We start from the raw sequence: 21955 nt of genomic DNA, 5'->3' as shown, positions 1-21955 counted from the left end.
CCTCTGAACCCAGACCATTGCCAGTCTAGTAAGCATCCTGTGGTAACTGCCAATAAGGGTGACCCAAATCATGAAGTGACGTGAAAAGGCCGAAATATGGCGGCCTGGAGCGAAGGGAAATGAGGGTTTTGCAGCGTGTGCGGGTCCGTCCGGGAGCCCGTGGCGGGAGTCGCGGCGTGGCAGTCCGGCTCCTGTAGACTGAAATTCTTATGGACAGTAAATCTAGGTGCCGGCCTGGGGGCTGTCAGCGGAGCGTAAACAGCGCCGCACAGTCCACCCGCAGAGCCGGCAAACCCCGAACACACGCCCATCACCATTCGCTGGCACAGCCGGCAGCAGCTGCAAATGAAACTGCGTCGGCCTCCGCCGACCATCCTCCGCCGGACCGATGTTCCTGGCGCCGCTACTCATTGTCAACCCCCTGCCAAGCAGCCGCCGCTGCCCGGGCGGGATGCTGAATGGAATGGCTTCTCCTGGCAGCAGGTTTGCTGCTGATCGCCGGCACGGGCTTTTTTGTCGCCGTCGAGTTTTCCCTTATTGCCCTTGACCAGGCCACCGTCCAAAGGGCCATCGACGACGGCGACGCCGGCGCCGTTCCATTGCTTGCGTGCCTGAAGTCCCTCTCAACCCAGCTCTCCAGCTGCCAGCTCGGCATCACGTTGACCACCTTGCTGACCGGTTACGTGATGGAGCCGTCAGTGGGCCGGCTTCTGGAAGGCCCGCTGGCCGCCGTCGGACTTCCCGACGTAGCCGTGGCCTCCATCTCGCTGGTCCTGGCGATGGTGATCGCCACGCTGCTGTCGATGCTCCTTGGCGAACTGGTTCCCAAGAACATGGCCATCGCCCTTTCCTTCCCCGTGGGCCGCGCGCTGGCACGGCCACAGCTGATGTTCACCGCCGTGTTCAAACCCGCCATCGTGGTGCTTAACGGCTTTTCCAACAAGGTCCTGAATGTTTTCGGGCTCGAGGCGAAGGAAGAGATTTCCGGCGCCAGGACACCTGCCGAACTCTCGTCGCTGGTGCGGCGATCGGCGGAGATGGGAACGCTCGACGCCGGCACGGCCAACTTCGTTGCACGCACCTTGAACTTTTCGACGCGGACGGCTGCCGACGTTATGACGCCGCGCATCCGGGTGGAAACCATCGAGGCGGACCAGCCGGTCTCTGACATCGTTGCTGCCGCACGCCGTACCGGATACTCACGTTTCCCGATCATCGGTGAGTCGGCGGACGACATCAGGGGGCTGGTCCACGTCAAGAAGGCGGTGGCCGTTCCCTGGGACCGCCGGCAAAACCTCGAAGCCGGGGCCATCATGACTGACGTTCTGCGGGTTCCGGAGACCATCCACCTTGACGCCCTGCTGGCGGAACTCCGTGAGGGCAACCTGCAGCTCGCGGTTGTCCTGGACGAATATGGCGGAACCGCCGGCATCGCCACCCTCGAGGACCTCGTGGAGGAAATTGTGGGCGAAGTGTCTGACGAACATGACAAGGTACGTCCCGGGCTGCTGCAGAGCGCGTCGGGCGACTGGTACTTCCCCGGACTGCTCCGCCCGGATGAACTGTCCGAACAGATTTCCGGCCTGACCGTTCCCGATGAGGCGGCCTACGAAACAGTGGGCGGCTACGTGATGAGCAAGCTGGGCCGGATCGCCGTGGTGGGCGACACCGTCCCCGTTGGCGGCGGAACCCTGAGTGTCACCAGGATGGACGGCCGGCGGATCGACCGGATCTGTTTCCGGCCGGCCGCACCCGAACCTGAGTCCGGGAACAACGACGACGGGACTGAACGATGAGCGACTGGGCCGGAATACTGTGGCTGGTTGTGCTCCTGTTCGGCAACGCGTTTTTTGTTGCCGCCGAGTTTGCGGTGATGTCAGCGCGGCGCAGCCAGATCGAACCGCTGGCCGAGGCCGGCTCCAAGCCGGCGCAAACCACGCTCCGGGCCATGGAGAATGTTTCGCTGATGCTCGCGTGCGCCCAGCTGGGCATCACGGTTTGTTCCCTCCTGATCCTGCTGGTGGCAGAACCGGCCATCCACCATCTGCTGGCTGTGCCACTGGAGATGTTGGGCCTGCCGATGGAAGTTGCCGATGTGGCTGCCTTCGCCGTGGCGCTGATGCTGGTGACGTTCCTGCACGTAACCTTCGGCGAGATGGTCCCGAAGAACATCTCGGTGAGCGTGGCCGACAAGGCAGCGCTCTTGCTCGCCCCGCCGCTGATGTTTGTTGCCCGGCTGGTCCATCCCGTCATCTCCGTTCTTAACTGGTCCGCGAACCACATCCTCAAGATGCTCCGCATTGAGCCCAAGGATGAGGTGAACTCCTCCTTCACCCTCGAAGAGGTGCAGTCGATCGTGCAGGAGTCCACGCGCCACGGCCTGGTGGACGACGATGCCGGGCTCATCACCGGCGCGCTCGAATTTTCGGAGTACACGGCGGCGGACATCATGGTTCCGCTGGAGAAGCTGGTCATGCTGAAGGCAGCCACCACCCCGGTGGAGTTTGAGAAGGCTGTGAGCCGCACCGGCTTCTCACGTTTCCCCATGCTTGACGATGACGAACTGTTGTACGGCTACCTCCATGTGAAGGACGTCCTGTCCATTCCGGAGGCCGCCTACGAGCACCCCATCGCCGAGAGCCGGATCAGGTCCCTCGCGAACCTGGCCCTGGACGACGAGATTGAAAAGGCGATGTCGGTGATGCAGCGCACCGGTTCGCACCTGGCACGGGTCATGGGCCCCGACGGCAATACAAAGGGCGTCCTGTTCCTGGAAGACGTGATCGAGCAGCTCGTGGGTGAGATCCGCGACGCTACCCAGGCCACGGGCGTCCGCAGGTTGGGTCAACCAAACGGCGCCTGACATTCCGGGTGCCCAGCGGACGTCCTGGGCACCTGGACCGGCTTATACCTAAATAGGAATCATTCCTATTTAGGTATAAGCTGGAGTGGTTCTTTCCGTTCCCCCTGAACTGAGGTTTCCGTGCGCCGTTTCGCCGCTGCCCGAACGTCTTTAGCCGCCCTTGCCGGGCTGGGCCTGATGCTCACCGCCTGCAGCCCGCAGCCCGAGGTGCCGTCCGAAGATGGGGCCGCTATTAATGTGGTGGCATCCACCAACGTCTACGGGGACATCGCCACAACAATTGGCGGAGATGAAGTCAGCGTCACCGCCATCATCAACAAGACGAGCCAGGACCCGCATTCTTACGAAGCCACCGCCCAGGACCGGTTGGCCGTTTCCAAGGCGGACCTCGTGATCGAAAATGGCGGTGGATACGACGAGTTTCTCCATACCCTGGCGGAGGACAGCAACCTTGACGCAGGCAAGGTGCTGAACGCCGTCGAACTCTCCGGCCTGGCGCACCCCGAGGAAGAGGCCTCTGTAGGGGCCACACCCGCGGAATCGCCGGCGGGGGACGACCACGCCCACGATCACGGCGGGTTGAACGAGCATGTCTGGTACAACTTCGCAGCCATGGGACAGCTGGCCGATAGCGTTGCCGCCAAACTCGGCGAGCTGGAGCCTGCCTCGGCCGCAACCTTCGAATCCAACGCTGCCGCCTTCAAATCCGGGCTGGAGGAACTGGCCGGAAAACTCGAAGGGCTGAAGGCCGGAACTGCCGGCGCCCAGGTGGCTGTCACTGAGCCCGTGCCCGTATACCTGCTCGAAGCTGCAGGCCTGGAGAACGCCACGCCTGATGACTACACTGCTGCGATTGAGGAAGGCTCCGACGTTCCGCCGGCCGTCCTCAAAGCCGCAACGGACCTGGTGTCCTCCAAGTCAGTGCGGTTCCTTGCCTACAACGGGCAGACCGAAGGTCCACAAACTGAGGCGCTGAAGAAGGCGGCCGAATCGGCAGGCGTTCCGGTGGTCGATTTCAGTGAAACTCTGCCGGAGGGCAAGACCTACCTGCAGTGGATGACGGACAATGTGAACAACGTCAGCAAAGTTCTGGAGAAGAATAGTTGAAACCCGTGGTCAGCCTCACCGGGGCGTCCCTCGCATTCGGAAAGCGGACGCTCTGGGAGGATCTGGACCTGGACATCAGGCCCGGCGAGTTTTTTGCCGTGCTCGGCCCCAACGGCAGCGGCAAAACAAGCTTCCTCAAGGTCCTGTTGGGTCTCCAGGACCTGCACCGGGGCAAGGCCACCCTTGGCGGGCATCCCGTTGAGCGCGGCAGCAGCCTGATTGGCTACATCCCCCAGCAAAAGTCTTTCGCCCGCGATACGCCCATGCGTGCCCGCGACCTGGTGGGCCTGGGGGTTGACGGACACCGCTGGGGCCTCCGCCTGTCCGCCGCCAAGGCGAACCGCAGGATTGATGAACTCCTTGAACTCGTGGGGGCAACGGAGTACGCCAAGGTTCCGGTGGGCCAGCTCTCCGGCGGCGAGCAGCAGCGGCTCCGTGTTGCCCAGGCACTCGCCACCGACCCCCAGGTCCTGCTCTGCGACGAACCACTGCTCTCCCTTGACCTGCACCACCAGCAGGCAGTCAGCGCACTAATCAACAAACAATGCCACGAGCAGAACAGCGCCGTGGTGTTTGTCACCCACGAGATCAACCCCGTCATCGACTACGTGGACCGGGTGCTCTACCTGGCCGGCGGGCGCTTCAAGGTGGGCACTCCGGAGGAAGTTATGACCACGGATGTCCTCTCCGACCTTTACGGCAGCCACGTTGAGGTAATCCACGCCAACGGGCGCATCGTGGTGGTGGGCCTGCCGGATGCCACCACGCATCATCACGCAGAAGCCCATGCCCTTGCCGGGGAGGTGGCCTGATGGACGCCGACAGTATCATTGGTGCGATCTTCAGCTTCGATAACTACGGCGAATTGTTGGTCCTGGTCCAGAACTCGATTTGGGCAGGAGCCGTCCTGGGCCTGCTCGGCGGGCTGGTGGGAACGTTCGTTATGAAGCGCGACCTGGCGTTCGCCGTGCACGGAATTTCCGAACTGTCCTTCGCCGGCGCCGCCTTTGCCCTGCTGATTGGGGCTGACATCGTTTTTGGTTCCCTGATCGGTTCTGTAGCCGCAGCCCTGCTGCTGGGCCTCATGGGGGTCAGGGCCAGGGACAAGAACTCGATCATCGGCGTGATCATGCCCTTTGGGCTGGGCCTCGGGATCCTGTTCCTCTCCCTGTATGAGGGCCGCGCGGCGAACAAGTTCGGTTTGCTCACTGGGCAGATCGTGTCAGTCGATACCGTGCAGCTTCAGGCCCTGGCCGGAACCGCGGTGGTGGTGATGGTGGTCCTCGCGGCCATCTGGCGGCCACTGAACTTTGCCAGCGTTGATCCGGAATTGGCCGAGGCCCGGGGCGTTCCCGTCCGGACGCTCGCCATCGTTTTTATGGTCCTGCTGGGAATCAGCGTGGCTCTTTCCATCCAGGTGGTGGGAGCCCTGCTCGTGCTCGCACTCCTGATCACACCGGCGGCCGCCGCCCTGCGCGTCACGTCCTCGCCTGTGGCTGTGGTGGTGCTCAGCGTGGCATTCGCCATGACGGCGACCGTCGGCGGAATTCTGCTGGCCCTTGGCGGCCGCATCCCCATCAGCCCCTACGTCACCACGTTGTCGTTCCTGATCTATGTGGTATGCCGCGTGATCGGATCCGTCCGGTCCTCCCGGGGCATCAACGGCAGGGTACTGCAGGCGCACTGATCCTGCTGAGGTACTTGCCCTTTATGCGCGCGGGGCCAGCAGCAGGGACGGCTCCCGACGCCGGGCCCTCCTAAAGCTTGCCGGCGGCCCTGAGCGCCGAGCAGTCCGGGCACAACCCGAAGATCTCGACCGTGTGCGCGACCTCCGTGTACCCGTGTTCGCTGGCCGTGCGGGCTGCCCACGTTTCCACGGCCGGCGCTTCCACCTCGACGGCCTTGCCGCAGTTCCGGCACAGGAGGTGGTGGTGGTGGCCGGTGACGGCACAGCGGCGGTATACCGCTTCGCCTTCGCCATTGCGCAGCACGTCCACCAGCCCCTCGTCGGCAAGGGACTGGAGGATCCGGTAGGCCGTGGCGAGGGACACCGATACGCCCTGGTTCTGCAGGATGCGGTAGAGCTCCTGCGTGCTGACAAAATCGTCAAGCTCATCAAGGGCGGCGCTGACTGCCAGCCTCTGCTTGGTGACGCGCTGTTCCTTGCCTGCTGCAGGACCTGACGCTCCGGCAGAACCGGCAACCGTCCGTGTGGTGCCGCCCGAAGCCGGGGCAGAAGCGGCCTTGGTGGAATCAGCCTTGGTGCCGAACGGCATGGATGAACTCGCTTCCCTCAGGATGGTGGCAAAGATCAAGATTACCAGCCGGAGCTTCGTGGACAGGGGTTCGTGCCGGACCCTAGGCTGGCGCTATGAAGCTGACCAAATACACCCATGCCTGTGTCCGGCTCGAGAAGGACGGCCGGATCATCGTGCTGGATCCGGGGACATTTTCGGAATCGGCTGAGGCCCTGGCAGGTGCCGAAGCAGTGCTGGTCACGCACGAACATGGCGACCATATCGATGTTCCCGCAGTGGTGGCTGCCTTGAAGGGCAGTACGGACCTGGCGGTTTTTGCCCCTGCGGGCGTTGCCGACAACTTGCGCAAGGAAGCTCCAGGAGCCGCGGCCCGTATTAATACCGTCGATCCCGGGTCATCCTTCGAAGTGGCGGGCTTCGAGGTCCGCAGCTTTGGCGGACAGCACGCCTTGATCCACCCGCAGATCCCCGTCGTGGCCAACGTCGGCTACCTTTTGGACGGCAACGTGTACCACCCGGGCGATTCCTTTGTTATTCCCGACGGCATCAGCGTGCAAACACTCCTCGTTCCCCTTCATGCGCCATGGAGCAAGGCCGCCGAGGTGGTGGACTTCGTGATCGGCGTCCGCGCACCCCGCGCCTTCCAGATCCATGACGGACTGCTTAATGACGCTGGCCTGAAAATTGTGGAGGGCCACGTCAAGAGGCTCGGAGCCAAGTACGGCACGGAGTATCAGCACTTGGCGGTACGGGAGTCCGTGGAGGTCTAAAGCCCGGCGCCGTCCCAGCTTCCGGTGTCGAAAAACCGCCGGATCACCGCTTCATACGGCGCAGGGTCCAAGCCGTGCGAAGCCAACCAATCCGGGTGGTAGTAGTTGCCTGCGTAGCGTTCGCCGCCGTCGCACATCAGCGAGACGATGCTGCCCTTCCGGCCCTCCGCGATCATTCCGGCAATGAGCTGCCAGACGCCCCAGAGGTTCGTGCCGGTTGAGGGGCCGGCGTGGAGTCCGGCGAGCGTGTGCAGGTGACGCATGGCGGCGATCGACGCAGCGTCCGGAACCTGGATCATGTGGTCGATGACCGATGGCACGAAGCTGGGTTCCATCCTTGGCCGGCCGATGCCCTCGATCCGGGATGGCAGCCCGGTGGCCGGGCCGGAGGTGTTACCGCGCCAGCCCGGGTAGAAGGCTGAGTTCTCCGGGTCCACCACCAGAAGCCGCGTGGGATGGCTGTGGTAACGGAGGTACCTCCCAATCGTTGCGCTGGTGCCGCCCGTCCCTGCGCCCACCACAATCCAGTCCGGAATGGGATGTTCCTCCAGTTCGAGCTGGCCGAAGATGGACTCCGCAATGTTGTTGTTTCCGCGCCAGTCCGTTGCCCGCTCGGCGTAGGTGAACTGGTCCATGTAGTGCCCGCCGCAGGTGGCGGCGACTTCCTCCGCCGTCGCATAAACCTCGGAGGCATGGTCCACCAGGAGGCAGGCACCGCCGAACTGCTCAATCAGGGCAATTTTTTCGGCGCTGGTAGTGCGTGCCATGACGGCGATGAACGGCAGCCCCAGGAGCTGGGCAAAATAGGCTTCGGAGACCGCGGTGCTGCCGCTGGAGGCCTCAACAATGGTGGTGTCCTCCCTGATCCAGCCGTTGACCAGCCCGAACAGGAACAGGGAGCGCGCAAGCCGGTGTTTAAGGGAGCCGGTACGGTGTGTGGACTCATCCTTCAAATAGAGCTGTACACCCCAGTGCTCCGGGAGGGGCACCGAGTAGAGGTGGGTATCGGCGGAGCGGTTGTTTTCTGCCGTGATTTTCCGGATGGCTTCGTCGGCCCAGTCCCGGCCCGCAGTGCGCTCGATCTTCACCGCACCAGCCTACCCGCGGCCGCCGGAGCTGCCGTTAGAGTGGGAGCGTTGGCTGCCCACCGGAAGGAGCACGATGAATCCGCTCATGGATGTTTCGGCGCTGGAAAAGCGCCTGGCTGCCGGCCGGCGTACGGTGCTGCTGGATGTGCGCTGGGCGCTGGGGGACCCGCACGGCCACGACCACTACCTGCAGGGGCACTTGCCGGGCGCCGTCTTTGTTGACCTGGCCGCCGAGCTTGCAGACCCTGCAGCTCCCGAGCGGGGCAGGCACCCGCTGCCATCTCCGGGCGCCTTACAGGATGCGGCGAGGCGCTGGGGCATCACCAGGGGCGATGTTGTGGTGGCCTACGATGACAGCGCCAACATGGCGGCCGCACGGGCGTGGTGGATGCTGCGGAACGCCGGCGTTCGGGAGGTTTACCTGCTCGACGGCGGCTTGGCAGCGTGGCGTGCGGCAAACTTGCCCATCGAACAGGGCGAGGTCAGGGCCAGTCCCGGTGACGTCACCCTGGCAGACGGACAGATGCCCGTGCTGGTCGCAGCCGACGTGACCGGCTGGCTGGAGGCCGGGCTCCTTGCGCCTGGTCCCGCTTCGGAGAGAATCCTTCTCGACGCGAGGGCCGGAGAACGCTACCGCGGCGAGATTGAGCCCGTTGACCCCCGCGCAGGCCATATCCCCGGTGCTGTCAGCGCTCCGACCACCGGGAACGTGGACGGCGCCGGCCGGTTCCTGCCTCCCGCCGAGTTGCGCCGGCGCTTCGAATCGCTGGGCATAACCGATGACAGCCGGGTGGGTGTCTACTGCGGGTCCGGGGTCACGGCAGCCCATCAGGTGGCAGCCCTCGAACTCGCCGGATTCCATGCTGCCCTCTATCCCGGATCCTTTTCGGAGTGGTCCAGCAATGCCAACCTGCCTGTGGTGACGGGACCGGAACCCGAAGGCGCCGGCGGGCCGGTTGAGTGGAAACATGGCGAGGCTGAAGGGTAGCGTCGCACTATGACTCCTGGACGTCCCGTGCCGCCGCCCCTCGCCAATCCTGTCACCCCCAAACCTGCCGCTCCTGCACCAGCTGGCTCTGGCGTCATTGCCTCCGACGACGGCGTCCTGGCCGCCGCTTACGGCGCGACGTCTCCGGACAGCGGGCTGGTGCCGCTGACCCTTGCCCGGCGCGCTCCCGGGGCGGACGACGTCGAAATCGCCATTGAGTTTTGCGGGTTGTGCCATTCCGATGTCCACGCGGTGCGCGGCGAGTGGGGTGGCCAGAGCTGGCCGCTCGTGCCCGGCCACGAAATCGTGGGTACTGTCAGCCGGGTCGGGTCAGCTGTCACCGACTTCGCGCCCGGGGACCGCGTGGGCGTGGGCTGCATGGTGGATTCCTGCCGCGAGTGCGACAGCTGCCTGGACGGGCTGGAACAGTACTGCGAGAACGGGATGACCGCCACGTACGGTGCATTGGACCGGCGGAAGGGCGGTTCCCTGACGCAGGGCGGCTATTCCTCCTCGGTGGTGGTGGACCGCCGCTACGTCCTTCGGGTGCCCGGATCCCTGGACCCCGCCGCCGTCGCACCGTTGCTGTGCGCAGGGGTCACGACGTTTTCGCCCCTGCGGCATTTCGACGTCGAAGAAGGCGATGTGGTGGGTGTGGTGGGGCTGGGCGGACTCGGCCACATGGCCGTCAAGCTCGCCAAAGCCATGGGAGCAAAGGTGGTGGTGTTCACCACGTCCGAGTCCAAGGTTCCGGCAGCTCTGGAACTGGGCGCCGACGAGGTAGTCCTGTCCCGCGATGACGCAGCGATGGACGCCGCCAACCGCGCCATCGACCTGATCATCGACACTGTCGCAGCCCCGCACGACCTGAACCCGCTGTTCCGCACCCTGCGCGTGAACGGTGCGCTCTTCCAGCTCGGCCTTCCGTCCGAACCGATGCCGCCGGTCAACCCGCGGGCGCTGATTCGGCGCCGGATAGCATACACAGGCTCCTTGATCGGAGGCATTGCCGAAACGCAGGAGATGCTGGACTTCTGCGCGGAGCACGGCGTTGTTGCCGACATTGAACTGGTCCGGGCTGAACAGCTGAACGACGCCTACGACCGGATGGTGGCCGGAGACGTGAAATACCGGTTTGTGCTGGACACCAGTACCCTGCAGGCACCCGCCAAGGAGGCAGACGCATGAGCACCCTTTTCACCAGGATCCTGAACGGCGAGATTCCCGGCCGCTTTGTCTGGCGGGAAGACGACGTGGCCGCGTTCCTCACCACGGGACCGCTGGCCGACGGACACACCCTGGTGGTTCCCACGGAGGAAGTGGACCGCTGGACCGATGCTTCCCCGGAGACCCTGGCGAGGGTCATGGAAGTGGCCCGGCGGATTGGAGCCGTCCAGGTGGAGACCTTCGGCGCGGCGCGGGCGGGGCTGATCGTGGCAGGTTACGAGATCAACCACCTCCATGTGCACGTGTGGCCTTCGAGGAGCATGGCGGACTTCAACTTCGCCTCTGCAGACCAGAATCCGGATCCGAAGGTCCTGGATGCCAACGCCGAGAAACTCCGGGAAGGCCTCAGGGCCGCCGGATACGGCGCGTTCGTCCCGGCCTGACGGTTCCGGCTGGCCGTTCCCGCCCTTCTGTTCCCGGCCCAGGCATACTGCCTAGGCCGGGGCCAGCGCCTTGTTGAGCACGGCACGGATCCGCTTTTCGGATACCGAATAGGCCGTCCCGAGTTCGACGGCGAAGAGGCTCACCCGGAGCTCTTCGATCATCCAGCGGACCTGGGCCAGTTCGCCCCCGGCCCGCCGTCCCGGCAGCAGGGCGGAAGCGGCGTCGTCGTAGTCGTCCTCGAGCCGCTGCACTACCGCCATGCTGAGGGCATCGCGCTGGACGTTGCCCGGGAGGCGCTCCAGCCGCTTTTCAATGGCGGCAAGGTACCTGGGGAGCTGGCTGAGCTGGGCATAGCCGGTGCGTGCCACAAACCCCGGGTACACCAAGTGCTCCAGTTGGCTCTTGACGTCATTGAGCGCGCTGATGAGCGCGAGGCTGGTAGTGCCCTTGAGCTGCTTTTCAATCCGCCGGGTACTGGCAAGGATGCGCTCCACCACGGCGGTCACGCTGAACACGGTATCGATCAGCTCGGCCCGGACCACTTCATAGAGCACGTCGAAGGACTGCCGGTCCCACGGCAATTCGGCCGGGGTGAGTTTGTCGATGGCTGCCAGCGCGCAGTCGGCAATCAGGGCTGCGACCGAGCCGTGCGGGTTCTGGCTGAATGTCAGCTTCTCGGTGTTGCTCAGATGCTCCAGCACGTACCGGTCGGGAGCGGGAACGCGCAGCGCCAGCAGCCTGATCACACCGCCACGCATGGCGTCCTGCTGCTCCTCCGGGGTCTGGAAAACCCGGAGTGCCACCGACTTGCCCTGATCAACCAACGCCGGATAGCCGGTGACAGTGTGGCCTTTAACCATGCTGCTGACCTGGCGTTGGATGGTGCCAAAGCTCCACTCGGTCAGGCCTTCCTGTTCCCGGAAGCCGGCGGAGCCGGAGCCAGCCGGGACGGAGGCGGGCGCCTGCACCCGGGGATTCCCGCCGTCGTCGGACGCGCCGCCCGTACGCGCTGCCTTGCTGCGCGGAGCGGTAGAGGCAGGCGTGGCCCCGAGAGATTCGGCAATGGCCCGCCGGGTGGCGGGGGCCAGCTGTTCCTGCAGGGCCGCGAGGTCCTTGCCCTCGTCCAAGACCTTGCCCTTGCTGTCCACTACCTTGAAGGTCACGCGAAGGTGCGGGGGCACCGCGTCCCAGTTCCACGAACCGGGCGGGATGATGCTTCCGCGGATACGGCGGAGCGCAAGTTCAAGGGACGGTTCAAGTTCATCGGAGGCGGGGTCGAAATCGGACTCCAGCACCCCCACTGCCTGGCGGGCTACGTCCGGGGCAGGAACAAAGTTCTTGCGGATCTGCTTCGGCAGGGACTTGATCAGCGCCGTCACCAGTTCCACGCGCTGGCCGGGGATCAGCCAGCGGAAGGCCTTGTCGTCCAGCTGATTCAGGAAAAGGACCGGTACCTCGGCAGTGACGCCGTCGTTCGGGTTGGGCGGCGAGCCGGGGGCGACCGGGTGGAACTCGTAGGTCAGCGGGAGTTCAAAGCCCTTGTGCAGCCAGGTCTTCGGGTAGGCGGATTCGTCGAGCTCGTCGGCGTCATTGTTGAGGAGGAGCGACTTGTCATAGTCCAGGAGATCCGGGTTCTGCTGCCGGGCGTCCTTCCACCATTTATCAAAGTGGCGTTCGGAGACGACGTCCGGCCCCACCCGGGCATCGTAGAACTCAAACAGCGTCTCGTCGTCCACCATGAGGTCCCGGCGCCGCATCCTGGCTTCGAGTTCCTCAACCTCCTGTAGGAGGGCACGGTTCCGGTGGAAGAACTTGTGGTGGGTTTTCCAGTCGCCCTCCACCAGGGCATGCCTGATGAAAAGTTCCCGGGCGACCACCGGGTCCACCCTGCCGTAGTTAATCCTGCGCTGGGCGATGATGGGCACGCCGTACAGAGTGACCTTTTCATAGGCCATGACCGAGCCCTGGCGCGTGGACCAGTGGGGTTCGCTGTAGCTGCGCTTGACGAGGTCCGGGGCCACCTGCTCTGCCCAGGCAGGATCAAATTTCGCTGCAACCCTGGCCCAGAGCCGGCTCGTTTCCACCAGCTCCGCCGCCATCACGAAGGTGGGCGACTTCTTGAACAATGCGGAACCGGGGAAGATTGCGAAGCGGCTGCCCCTGGCCCCTGCGTACTCACGCTTGCGCTCATCCAGGATGCCGATGTGGCTCAAGAGCCCGGACAGGAGACTGATGTGGATGCCGTCATGGTTGCCTACCGGATCGGCCAGGCGCTTATTGTCCAGGCTAATGCCCAGGGGCCGGGCAAGCTGGCGCAGCTGGGCAAACAGATCCTGCCACTCGCGCACCCGGAGGTAGTTGATGAACTCTGCCCGGCACAGGCGGCGGAAGGCTGACGACGACAGTTCCTGCTGCTTCTCCTGGATGTAGTTCCAGAGGTTCAGGAAACCGGTGAAGTCCGAGTTCTCGTCCTTGAACCGGTTGTGCTTTTCCGCCGCGAGTTGCTGCTTGTCCGTAGGGCGCTCACGGGGGTCCTGGATGGTGAGGGCTGCTGCCAGGATCATGACTTCACGGACACAGCCGCGTTTGCCCGCTTCCACAATCATCCGGCCGAGCCGGGGATCCACCGGGAGCTGGGCGAGCTTTTGCCCGACGGCGGTGAGCCCGCCGCCGCTTTTCGCACCGCCCGTGCCGTTCTGGGGCTGCGCGGCAGCCAAGGCGCCAAGCTCACGGAGCAGCGTGACGCCGTCGTTGATTGCCCTCGTTTCGGGGGGTTCAACGAAGGGGAAGTTTTCGACGTCCTTCGGTCCACGTGCCACTCCCATTGCTGTCATCTGGAGGATGACGGCGGCCAGGTTCGTGCGCAGGATTTCGGGATCGGTGAAGCGGGGCCGGGACTCGAAGTCCTCCTCCGAGTAAAGGCGGATGGCGATGCCGTCGGACACACGGCCACACCGGCCGGAACGCTGGTTGGCCGATGCCTGCGAGACGCGCTCGATGGGGAGCCGCTGGACCTTGGTGCGGTGTGAGTACCGGGAGATGCGCGCTGTGCCCGTGTCGATCACGTATTTGATGCCCGGCACTGTCAGCGATGTCTCTGCCACGTTGGTGGCGAGCACGATCCGGCGTTTGTTGCCCGGATGAAACACCTTGTGCTGTTCCTGCAGGCTGAGACGAGCGAACAGGGGGAGGATTTCGGTTCCGGCCAGCCTTCTATTGGACTGGATCCGGGACTGGAGGGCGTCAGCGGCATCGCGGATTTCGCGCTCGCCGGAAAAGAATACGAGGATGTCGCCAGGTGCTTCCGCAGCCAGTTCATCCACCGCGTCACAAACGGCGTCGAGGGGGTCGCGGTCTTCCTCGAGCTCGTCGTCGGACGCGTTCTCTTCATCTGTTCCGGCAGGTGGCTGCGACAGCGGCCGGTACCGGATTTCCACCGGGTACGTCCGCCCGGAGACCTCGATGATGGGGGCGGGGACGTCCGGAGTGCCGAAATGGTTGGCGAACCGTTCCGGATCGATGGTGGCGGAGGTGATAACCACCTTCAGGTCTGGCCGCTGCGGCAGGATCCGCTTGAGGTAGCCAAGGATGAAGTCGATGTTGAGGCTGCGCTCATGGGCCTCATCGATAATGATTGCGTTGTACTTGCGCAGCAGCTTGTCGCGCTGGATTTCCGCCAGCAGGATGCCGTCGGTCATCAGTTTGACCTTGGTGTTCCGGCTGACTTCGCCGGTGAAGCGGACCTGGAAGCCGACCTCCTGGCCGATGTCCACGCCCAGTTCCTCGGCGATGCGCTCCGCAACAGTGCGGGCTGCAAGCCGGCGCGGTTGGGTGTGGCCGATCAGGCCGTTTTCACCCAGGCCAAGCTCAAGGCACATCTTGGGAATCTGGGTGGTCTTACCGGAGCCGGTCTCGCCGGCGATGATGGTGACCTGGTTAGCTGCGATGGCGGCCATCAGGTCTTCGCGGCGCTCGGAGACTGGGAGCTCGGCAGGATACGAAATGTGAAGTGTCATGGCTGCTGACAGTCTACTGCGGGAGCCCGGGCTTCCCGCTTTCGACTGGTTGCAGCCCTACCTGTTGTTTGGGTGGTTGGGCCTAGAAAATGCGGAGCGTGTAGTTGGTGCTGGGAAGGTCCAGGGCGGACCATGCTTCATGCGATTCGACGGGAGGAGTGTGCCCCCGCCCGTCACGCAGGAGGGCCGACACAGTGGCGGCGAATACGAGGAGCAGCAGGACGATGAGGGCGGTTGTGAGGATTTCCATGCCTCCATGCTTCTCCTACCTGCTACCAAGAAAAAGTGGCAGAAATGCCCAAAAAGCTATAATTCCTGCCACAATGGAAGCATGCTCAAAACAGTAGCCGTCATCGTGGTTCCCAACTTCTCGATGTTCGAATTTGGCACTGCCTGCGAAGTGTTTGGCATCGACAGGTCCGGGCGGGGGAGCGGTGTCCCGGCTTTTGACTTCCGTGTCTGCACGCCGGTCCCGGGGGATGTCCCCCACAAGTCCGGCCTGTCCATGAATGTGGGCCTGGGGCTGGAAGCCACTGCCGACGCGGACCTGGTGATCATGGCTCCGTACGGCCGGGACGATGACCTGCCGGTGTCCGTCCTTGAGGCGCTTCGGGCGGCGGACGAAAGGGGAGCGTGGGTCATGTCCATCTGCTCAGGAGCTTTCGCCCTGGCCCGTGCGGGCCTCCTGGACGGCCGCCGCTGCACCACACACTGGCACTATTCAGGTCAACTGGCTGCCGAATACCCCCGCGTGCACGTGGACGAGAATGTCCTGTACGTCCAGGACGGCAACATCATCTCCTCCGCCGGTACGGCCGCCGGGATCGATGCCTGCCTGCACCTGGTGCGCGTGGAACTGGGCGCACACGTGGCCGCCGCGATAGCCCGCGACATGGTGGTTCCCCCGCACCGGGACGGCGGCCAGGCACAGTTTATCGACCGGCCCATGCCCACCTGTGGCTCGGCGCCGATGGAGGAACTCCTCCGCTGGATGGTGGAGCACCTGGACCGAGAACACACCGTGGGCGAACTGGCGGCCCGGGTGCACATGTCCGCGAGGACTTTCGCCCGGAAGTTCCGGTCGGAAACCGGTGCAACGCCGGCGGCCTGGCTTAATTCCCAACGGGTGCTCCGCGCCCAGGAACTTCTCGAGTCGACCGACCTGAACATCGATGAGATCGCGCGCGAGTCCGGATTTGGGCATCCGGTGCTGCTGAGGCACCATTTTGCAAAAGTCCTGGACACCAGCCCGCAGTCCTACCGGCGGGCCTTCCGCGGACAGCTGGCAGAAGTTGGCTAGCTCCGGGCTTCAAGTATCCCGGCGCTGTGCCGCGCGTGACTCCTCCGCGGCTGCCCGCGTGCTGTCCACCAGCACCCGCCAGGGACCGGTGACGGCCTGCTCAGGCAGGGCTGCCCGGTGCTGCCCTGCACGAATGGAGTAGATGAACCGGTCCGGCTGGGCTCCTGAGTATTCCGCCGCGGCGGCTCGTGGTGTTCTGGGCACGGCGTCCCAAGGGCATGCTTCGACGATGGGCTGCCATTGATTCCTGGCCTTCTCGGACTCGGCGTTTACCGTCCAAACCCGAGTCATCGCCGCGATCCCGCCGGTGCGCTCCACACTGATCTTCATAGCCTGGTTCCTGGCTGGTTCGAGCCTGGTGGCCCGAAGTACGGCAGCCAGGCGACCCGTTAAAGCTTGACCTTCACAGTTTCCCACGCGTTCCGCACGGCGTCATGCTCTTTTGAATCAGAACCGAAAAGCTCCGCAGCGGTAGCGGCAGTGGCGCGCGCGAATACAGTGAAGGTCGCGCCGGTGGGCAAATCGCCGCTGGTGAGCGTCTCGTACCAAATGCGCCCGGGGGAGTCCCAGGCGTTCCCGCCCAGCTTGTCCGCGAGCAGGTAGAAAGCCCGGTTGGGGATGCCTGAGTTGATGTGGACACCGCCATTGTCGGCGCTGGTTCTCACGTAAGAGTCCATGGAATCCGGCTGGGGATCCTTGCCCAGCACGTCGTCGTCGTACGCGGTTCCCGGGGCCTTCATGGAACGCAGGGCGCGCCCCTCCACCTGAGGCGTGAAGAGGCCCTCGCCTATGAGCCAGCTGGCCTCTGCCGCTGATTGGTTCTTCACGTACTGCTCCACAAGGGCACCGAAAACATCCGACATCGACTCATTGATGGCTCCGGCCTGGTTCCGGTACACCAGCGCGGCCGAGTACTGGGTAACCCCGTGGGCAAGCTCGTGCCCGATGACGCTGATGGACCTGGTGAACCGCTCGAAGACCTCCCCATCGCCGTCGCCAAAGACCATCTGCGTCCCGTCCCAAAACGCGTTGTCGTAGAGTTTGCCGAAGTGCACCGTGGCGTTCAAGGGCAGCCCGCAGCCGTCGATCGAGTTCCTTCCGTAGACGTCGGCGTAGAGGCGATGCGTGTGGCCCAGCCCGTCGTAGGCCTCATCCGTTGCAGGATCCCCCGTGGCGGACTCGCCCTCCTTCCGCACGAGTTTGCCCGGAAGGACTTCTGAACCGCCGGCGTCGAAAACCGAGCGGTTCGATGGTCCTGGCTTGGCCTGACGCACTCCCGCCGGGACATCGGGGGCTGCCTGCGTGCGGGCCGCGTGGACCGAGCGGACATGTCCCAAGGCTTCTCTGGCGGCCCTTGCTGCCGCAGAAAACTCCGGAGCGTCCTGCCTGGCCAGCCGCCTCAACAGGTAGGGCGGAATGATGGAACAGAACGGAACGTGCATGGCGTACCCCCTCAACTTGGTGAATTCAGACTACGAGGGGGCACTGACAAAGCGGCGCAGGCGCACGTCGTCCTTCGGTAAAACGAACAATGTCAGACCCCCTCGCCAGGATGGGGGTATGGATACGAACGCGGCAGTAATGCAGGCGGAGGAAGCCGTTGTGGCTGCTGTCGCGGCGTTTGTTGCGGTGCTCGCTGGCGGCGATACAGCTGTCTCCGGTGCCGCTGATCCTGGGGCCGCGGCTGAGTCTGATGATCCGTTGCAGCGGGTTGCTGACGGGGCTTTGAATGTTCTTGCCGGGGTGGCACGGTCGGAAGCGAAGCTGGCGGCCCTGAAGGCACAGGCCGTGGCAGTTTTCGCGGAAGCCACGAAAGCGTTGAACGCTCCTGCTTCGTCGCCGTATAAGGCGACGGCGCAGGAGCGGAGCCTGATCGCTGAGGTGGGGTGTGTGCTGGCAATCGGTGACCGGGCCGCCGGTGCCCTGATCGCCGACTCCCATGCCCTCACCACGTCCCTGCCCCGGACCCTGGCCGCTTTGCAGGCCGGGACGATTTCCTGGGCGCACGCCCGGACCATGGTCGACCAGACCGCAAGCCTAGACCGTAAAGGGGCGGCTGCCTTGGAGGCGCACTTCCTGGACCCGGACACGCCGAAACCGGCGGCAGCCGCCACGGTCGGAGAGATGCCAGCGTACCGGTTCAAAGCCAAGGCCCGGGCCTGGCGGGAACGCCATCACCCGGAGAGCCTGGAGCAGCGGCATGCCAAGAGTGTGGCGGACCGGCGGGTCGAGTACTGGCTTGATGGTGACGGGATGGGTTGGGTCGCCGCGTGTCTGCCCGCGGACCAGGCGTTGGCGATCTGGGACCGGCTCACGGCGGCAGCGCGGGGCTTGCAGGGCCCTGCCGAGTCCCGGACCCTGCCCCAGCTCCGGGCGGATGTGGCTGCCGGCTGGCTTCTGGGCGGCACCACCACCGAGATCCCCGCACCCCGGGCACAGATCCTGGTCACCGTTCCCGTGTTCTCGCTGCTGGGTCTGACCGATGAGCCGGCGATGCTGGACGGGTCCGGCCCCATCCCGGCGTCGATGGCCCGGAACCTCGTCGCCAATGGGGCCGGCTCGTTTTACCGGGTGTTGGTGGATCCGCGGGACGGGGCTCCGTTGGAGATCGGCCGGACCAGCTACCGGCTGACCAAAGCCATGCGGAACTGGCTGCGGCTGCGGGACGGTAAATGCCCGTTCCCCGGCTGCAGCAACAACTCCCTGGACAACGAGGCCGACCACATCCTCGCCTGGCACCAAGGCGGCACCACCGGAATATCCAACCTGGGCCAGCCCTGCCCAAAGCACCACAAACTCCGCCACACCAGCGGCTGGAAACCCGCCCCCGCCCACAACCGAACCACCCGGCTGGACCTCACCCACCGGCCGGCACTACAAAAGCGAACACCAAGACTGGGAACCACCACACTGGCCGGAGTCTGTCTTGTCAGCGAAGGTCACGGTGCCTGATGACCTCTCTGGTGACGGGCGGCCGTCCGCCCAACTCGCCCAACGCAGGCCTCCACCCGAGGACCTGCCTGCTGAAGACCTGTTCTGGCACGAGGAGCTGCCACAAGACACCTTTGCCGACTGGTTCCTGCGCGGATACAGGCTGCCGAAGGACCCTCTCCCGGAAGACGTCTGGTGGGCGATGGCATGCGAAGCGAGTGCGGGCGTGAGGTGACGAAGGGTGGGCGATGAACCGGCCCTCACTGATGGCATCGCGTGCTGGCGGCTTCCGCACTTGTTTTGATGCGGCGAGCCTGAGGGTCGAGGCGACCATGATCACCGGGAACCGCAGCACGGGAAAGGAACCTTCTCGGGCAAAGAGAAGCACCCCGGTCGGTGGACCGGGGTGCTTCTGGTGATGGTGCCCTCGATAGGATTCGAACCTACGACCTTCTGCTCCGGAGGCAGACGCTCTATCCCCTGAGCTACGAGGGCAATCCGGGGAATCCCGCCGTTGCTGACGGGACGTCCTAGAGCTTAGCAGTAAGGTGGCCTGCAAGGGAAAATCGCCACTCCAACGCTCACCTGAACGCTAGTAAACGCCTAAATCAGTAGCCCGAGAACGAGTCCACGTGCACGCGCCTGGCCCCGGCTTCCTTTGCCGCCCGGCGCAGCGAAGCGACACTCGCTGGTGAGCCCGAGATGAAAACCTCGCGCTCGGCGATGTCGGGAATCGCCGCACTGAGAGCTTCGCCGTCCACCCTGGCAGCATCGGCCGGGAAAGCACTTATATGCGACGGCGGCTGGGAACCGTCGGCAATCCTGGCCACCACACGAACGCCTGCATCCTTCAGTTCTTCCGCATAGGCAATCTCGTCAGCACTTCTGGCCAGCAGCAGGAGCACTGCATCGCGATCCTCTAAGCCTCCGGAAGAGATGTGTGAAAGGAAAGGCGTGATCCCGATTCCTGCAGCAATCAGCAGGACCGGCTTGCGGGGGTCGCGGGGGAGGATGAAGTCCCCTCCAACGGCAGTGGCTGTCAGTTCGTCGCCAGGCTTCAGCGAAAGGAGGGCCTTCTTGGCCGCGGACACGGGCTCAGCAGTCCGCACGCCGAACTTAACCAGGCGGTCAGCCGGGGCGCCCGTCAAACTGAACACCCGGCGTCGTCCTTTTCCGTCCGACTTCGCATGCGGAAGGTCCAGCTCCATGTATTGCCCCGGCACAAAGCGGACAGGCCGGGAGGGCTCGAAGGAAAATTCCGTAGTGCTGGGCGTCAGTGGCCTGGTTCCGCTGAATTTCAGCTTCACGCCGCCCCGCTGGCCCACCATAAAGGCGAGAAGATTGCCAAGCAGCAGCGCGGTCTCGGGAGAGTTCGCGAGGAAACCAAAGTTGTACGGGACCGCAAACACCACGCCGACCACAGCCGCGAGTGCCAGTTGCTGCCACCTGCGCGGCGGCAGTGTCAGCGGCTCGGTGAGCATAAATCCTACAAAGAACAGCAACGGCCGCTGCGCCAATGACTGCCACAACGCCATCCCAACGGACATGCCCGACTGGAGGAGTTCCGCCGTGATGATGGCGCAGGCGACGATGAGGAAGACCGAGGCCATCAGGAACTTGCGCGTCCGGTACAGGACCGGGAGAACGCCGGGCACCAGCAGCCACAGCATGGCAGGGGTAGCTGCCCACCACGTCGCAATGTTGAGCCCGGTGAGCCCAACCACGAAGGCTCCCGCAGCGGCGGGGTTGAAGACGTGGCGGCCGCGCCACGCGAGCGCATACTTTGATGCCGACGCCAGGACGCAGGCCAACGCCACGCCCGCCAGATCCATCGACGCGAAGGAAGGCCAGAACAGGAAGTACAACAGCAGTCCGGTGATGAGCGAGGACTCTGAGTGGGGCCGCACGTGGAAAATTGCTGCCAATGCCCTGTTTGAGGCATAGGTCAGGCCAAGGCACAGCACCAGGTGCGCCAGCATCTCAGGAATGCCAAATGTCAGCCAGCCCAGGGCGTCGAGCAAGAGGCTGTAAGCGGCCAGGCCTGCAAGGACCAGGAGGATGAGCCGGTACATGGTGAACCGGCCAAGCACGGTATCCAGCCGTGCAGCCACGGAGGGGGCGGGCCTGGCTTTCGGCGTTTCCACAGGGCTCATGTGAACAGTCTCCCTTCAAACTCCGCGGAGTGGGCCGCGCTCCCGTCGGAGAATACGGTCAGCCAGGAGAAATCGAACTCTTGCTCCAACCGGGCGCCCGGCGCGAAGAAAAGCGCGGTGGCCAGGGCATCCGCCAGCATGGCGCTGTCTGCGAGGACCCAGGTGGCGACGGCGGTCCTCACCGGCTGCCCCGTTGTTCCGTCCAGCACATGGTGCAGGCCGTCGCCCCAGGCCCGCCGGTTTGACGCCGAGGCACAAAGCGCCCGCCCGGCGAGGGGAACGATTCCGATTGCCTGGGCCGGATTGTAAGGATGCTCCAAAGCCACCTGGGTGGATCGGGGGCCCCTTGCAAGCAGGTCGCCGCTGCCGTCAATGACGAAGGAATCAATCCCTTCAGCGCCCAGTTCATCGGCCAACAGATCCACCAGCAGGCCCTTGCCTGCCGCCCCGATATCCAGAACCACCGGTGAGGTGGTGGTGATGGTGGTTCCCGACCACTCGAGGACCCGGTCCCAGCGGGGCGCCGGCAACGGGGATCCTGAGGGCTTGAGGGAGTATCCGGCGTCGTACCCCAGCTGCTCCAGGGAGGCGCCGATCAGCGGGGTCATGGCCCCGTCGGTCAGTCCGTAAAGCGTCCTGTACAGCGGGCCAAGCCTCTCGGCCTCCTCCGGAAACCCATACCGCCCGGGCTCCCGTGCCATGAAGCTGACGCGGGAATCGGATCGGAAACGGGACCAGTCGGCGTCGAACTTCTCCACCCGGCCAAGGAGCCGTTTCCGCATTGGCCCGTCAAGCGGAAGAGGCGTGGAGATTTCCCAATGCGTGCCGATTCCCTCGAACGCAAAGTCCTCCCAGTCCGTGCCCGGCACC

The 21955-nt window shown here is 64.6% G+C and carries 18 protein-coding genes, 1 tRNA gene and 1 pseudogene; 11 read left to right on the top strand and 9 right to left on the bottom strand.

Annotated elements, in window-relative coordinates; translation table 11 throughout:
* Positions 1-458: 458 nt before the first annotated feature.
* The 5 genes from AC5RUQ_RS06580 to AC5RUQ_RS06560 all read left to right on the top strand — a co-directional run bounded on the left by AC5RUQ_RS06580 (position 459) and on the right by AC5RUQ_RS06560 (position 5657).
* Positions 459-1796 carry a hemolysin family protein gene (locus tag AC5RUQ_RS06580; RefSeq protein ID WP_493946573.1) on the top strand — a complete coding sequence of 446 codons (1338 nt, stop codon included), beginning with the start codon at positions 459-461 and terminating at the stop codon, positions 1794-1796.
* The gene (locus AC5RUQ_RS06575) at positions 1793-2863 is read left to right on the top strand and encodes a hemolysin family protein (protein ID WP_493946572.1); all 1071 of its coding nucleotides are present in this window, start codon (positions 1793-1795) and stop codon (positions 2861-2863) included. Before AC5RUQ_RS06580 ends, AC5RUQ_RS06575 begins: the two co-directional genes overlap by 4 nt.
* Positions 2864-2983: 120 nt before the next feature.
* Complete coding sequence (locus AC5RUQ_RS06570; RefSeq protein WP_493946571.1) at positions 2984-3970, top strand: metal ABC transporter solute-binding protein, Zn/Mn family; 987 nt, start codon at positions 2984-2986, stop codon at positions 3968-3970.
* Positions 3967-4782 (top strand): metal ABC transporter ATP-binding protein, encoded by an 816-nt coding sequence (locus AC5RUQ_RS06565; protein ID WP_493946570.1) that lies wholly within the window; start codon positions 3967-3969, stop codon positions 4780-4782. Before AC5RUQ_RS06570 ends, AC5RUQ_RS06565 begins: the two co-directional genes overlap by 4 nt.
* The gene (locus tag AC5RUQ_RS06560; protein WP_493946569.1) at positions 4782-5657 is read left to right on the top strand and encodes a metal ABC transporter permease; all 876 of its coding nucleotides are present in this window, start codon (positions 4782-4784) and stop codon (positions 5655-5657) included. The genes AC5RUQ_RS06565 and AC5RUQ_RS06560 overlap by 1 nt, the downstream gene beginning before the upstream one ends.
* 70 nt (positions 5658-5727) lie before the next feature.
* On the opposite strand, the gene AC5RUQ_RS06555 is transcribed toward AC5RUQ_RS06560, so the two are convergent.
* A complete protein-coding gene (locus tag AC5RUQ_RS06555) occupies positions 5728-6246 on the bottom strand; it encodes a Fur family transcriptional regulator (protein WP_493947174.1) in 519 nt (172 codons plus the stop codon).
* A gap of 95 nt (positions 6247-6341) precedes the next feature.
* Here AC5RUQ_RS06555 and AC5RUQ_RS06550 point away from each other — a divergent pair, with 95 nt between their 5' ends.
* A complete protein-coding gene (locus tag AC5RUQ_RS06550; RefSeq protein WP_493946568.1) occupies positions 6342-6998 on the top strand; it encodes an MBL fold metallo-hydrolase in 657 nt (218 codons plus the stop codon).
* On the opposite strand, the gene AC5RUQ_RS06545 is transcribed toward AC5RUQ_RS06550, so the two are convergent.
* Positions 6995-8086 (bottom strand): PLP-dependent cysteine synthase family protein, encoded by a 1092-nt coding sequence (locus tag AC5RUQ_RS06545; protein WP_493946567.1) that lies wholly within the window; start codon positions 8084-8086, stop codon positions 6995-6997. The genes AC5RUQ_RS06550 and AC5RUQ_RS06545 overlap by 4 nt on opposite strands.
* A 73-nt stretch (positions 8087-8159) precedes the next feature.
* Between AC5RUQ_RS06545 and AC5RUQ_RS06540 the strand changes: the two genes are divergently transcribed.
* The 3 genes from AC5RUQ_RS06540 to AC5RUQ_RS06530 are packed head-to-tail and all read left to right on the top strand — an operon-like array spanning position 8160 to position 10684.
* Positions 8160-9074 carry a sulfurtransferase gene (locus tag AC5RUQ_RS06540; protein WP_493946566.1) on the top strand — a complete coding sequence of 305 codons (915 nt, stop codon included), beginning with the start codon at positions 8160-8162 and terminating at the stop codon, positions 9072-9074.
* A gap of 9 nt (positions 9075-9083) precedes the next feature.
* Positions 9084-10262: an NAD(P)-dependent alcohol dehydrogenase gene (locus tag AC5RUQ_RS06535; RefSeq protein ID WP_493946565.1), complete on the top strand. Its 1179-nt coding sequence runs from the start codon at positions 9084-9086 to the stop codon at positions 10260-10262.
* Positions 10259-10684: an HIT family protein gene (locus AC5RUQ_RS06530; protein WP_493946564.1), complete on the top strand. Its 426-nt coding sequence runs from the start codon at positions 10259-10261 to the stop codon at positions 10682-10684. The genes AC5RUQ_RS06535 and AC5RUQ_RS06530 overlap by 4 nt, the downstream gene beginning before the upstream one ends.
* A 51-nt stretch (positions 10685-10735) precedes the next feature.
* Here AC5RUQ_RS06530 and hrpA read toward each other — a convergent pair whose 3' ends face one another.
* Together hrpA and AC5RUQ_RS06520 are read right to left on the bottom strand one after the other, a co-directional pair.
* Positions 10736-14701 carry an ATP-dependent RNA helicase HrpA gene (hrpA, locus tag AC5RUQ_RS06525; RefSeq protein ID WP_493946563.1) on the bottom strand — a complete coding sequence of 1322 codons (3966 nt, stop codon included), beginning with the start codon at positions 14699-14701 and terminating at the stop codon, positions 10736-10738.
* 82 nt (positions 14702-14783) lie between these two features.
* Positions 14784-14951 carry a hypothetical protein gene (locus AC5RUQ_RS06520; RefSeq protein ID WP_205484217.1) on the bottom strand — a complete coding sequence of 56 codons (168 nt, stop codon included), beginning with the start codon at positions 14949-14951 and terminating at the stop codon, positions 14784-14786.
* Between the two features lie 81 nt (positions 14952-15032).
* Between AC5RUQ_RS06520 and AC5RUQ_RS06515 the strand changes: the two genes are divergently transcribed.
* Positions 15033-16001: a GlxA family transcriptional regulator gene (locus tag AC5RUQ_RS06515; RefSeq protein ID WP_493946562.1), complete on the top strand. Its 969-nt coding sequence runs from the start codon at positions 15033-15035 to the stop codon at positions 15999-16001.
* Between the two features lie 9 nt (positions 16002-16010).
* On the opposite strand, the gene AC5RUQ_RS06510 is transcribed toward AC5RUQ_RS06515, so the two are convergent.
* Together AC5RUQ_RS06510 and AC5RUQ_RS06505 are read right to left on the bottom strand one after the other, a co-directional pair.
* Positions 16011-16331 (bottom strand): protealysin inhibitor emfourin, encoded by a 321-nt coding sequence (locus tag AC5RUQ_RS06510; RefSeq protein WP_493946561.1) that lies wholly within the window; start codon positions 16329-16331, stop codon positions 16011-16013.
* A gap of 59 nt (positions 16332-16390) precedes the next feature.
* The gene (locus AC5RUQ_RS06505; RefSeq protein ID WP_493946560.1) at positions 16391-17443 is read right to left on the bottom strand and encodes a M4 family metallopeptidase; all 1053 of its coding nucleotides are present in this window, start codon (positions 17441-17443) and stop codon (positions 16391-16393) included.
* A 118-nt stretch (positions 17444-17561) separates the two neighbouring features.
* Here AC5RUQ_RS06505 and AC5RUQ_RS06500 point away from each other — a divergent pair.
* Positions 17562-19167: pseudogene (locus AC5RUQ_RS06500) on the top strand (HNH endonuclease signature motif containing protein).
* 184 nt (positions 19168-19351) lie between these two features.
* Here the strand turns inward: AC5RUQ_RS06500 and AC5RUQ_RS06495 are convergent.
* The 3 genes from AC5RUQ_RS06495 to AC5RUQ_RS06485 form a co-directional block, all read right to left on the bottom strand.
* Positions 19352-19427, bottom strand: a tRNA-Arg gene (locus AC5RUQ_RS06495).
* A 113-nt stretch (positions 19428-19540) separates the two neighbouring features.
* Complete coding sequence (locus AC5RUQ_RS06490; protein ID WP_493946559.1) at positions 19541-21085, bottom strand: ferredoxin--NADP reductase; 1545 nt, start codon at positions 21083-21085, stop codon at positions 19541-19543.
* Positions 21082-21954 carry an FAD:protein FMN transferase gene (locus AC5RUQ_RS06485; RefSeq protein WP_493946558.1) on the bottom strand — a complete coding sequence of 291 codons (873 nt, stop codon included), beginning with the start codon at positions 21952-21954 and terminating at the stop codon, positions 21082-21084. The genes AC5RUQ_RS06490 and AC5RUQ_RS06485 overlap by 4 nt, the downstream gene beginning before the upstream one ends.
* Position 21955 lies beyond the last annotated feature (1 nt).

This window comes from Arthrobacter sp. MDT2-3 (assembly GCF_059090465.1).
Note: the sequence above shows the minus strand (reverse complement) of the source record. Positions and strands in the feature narration are given on the sequence as shown.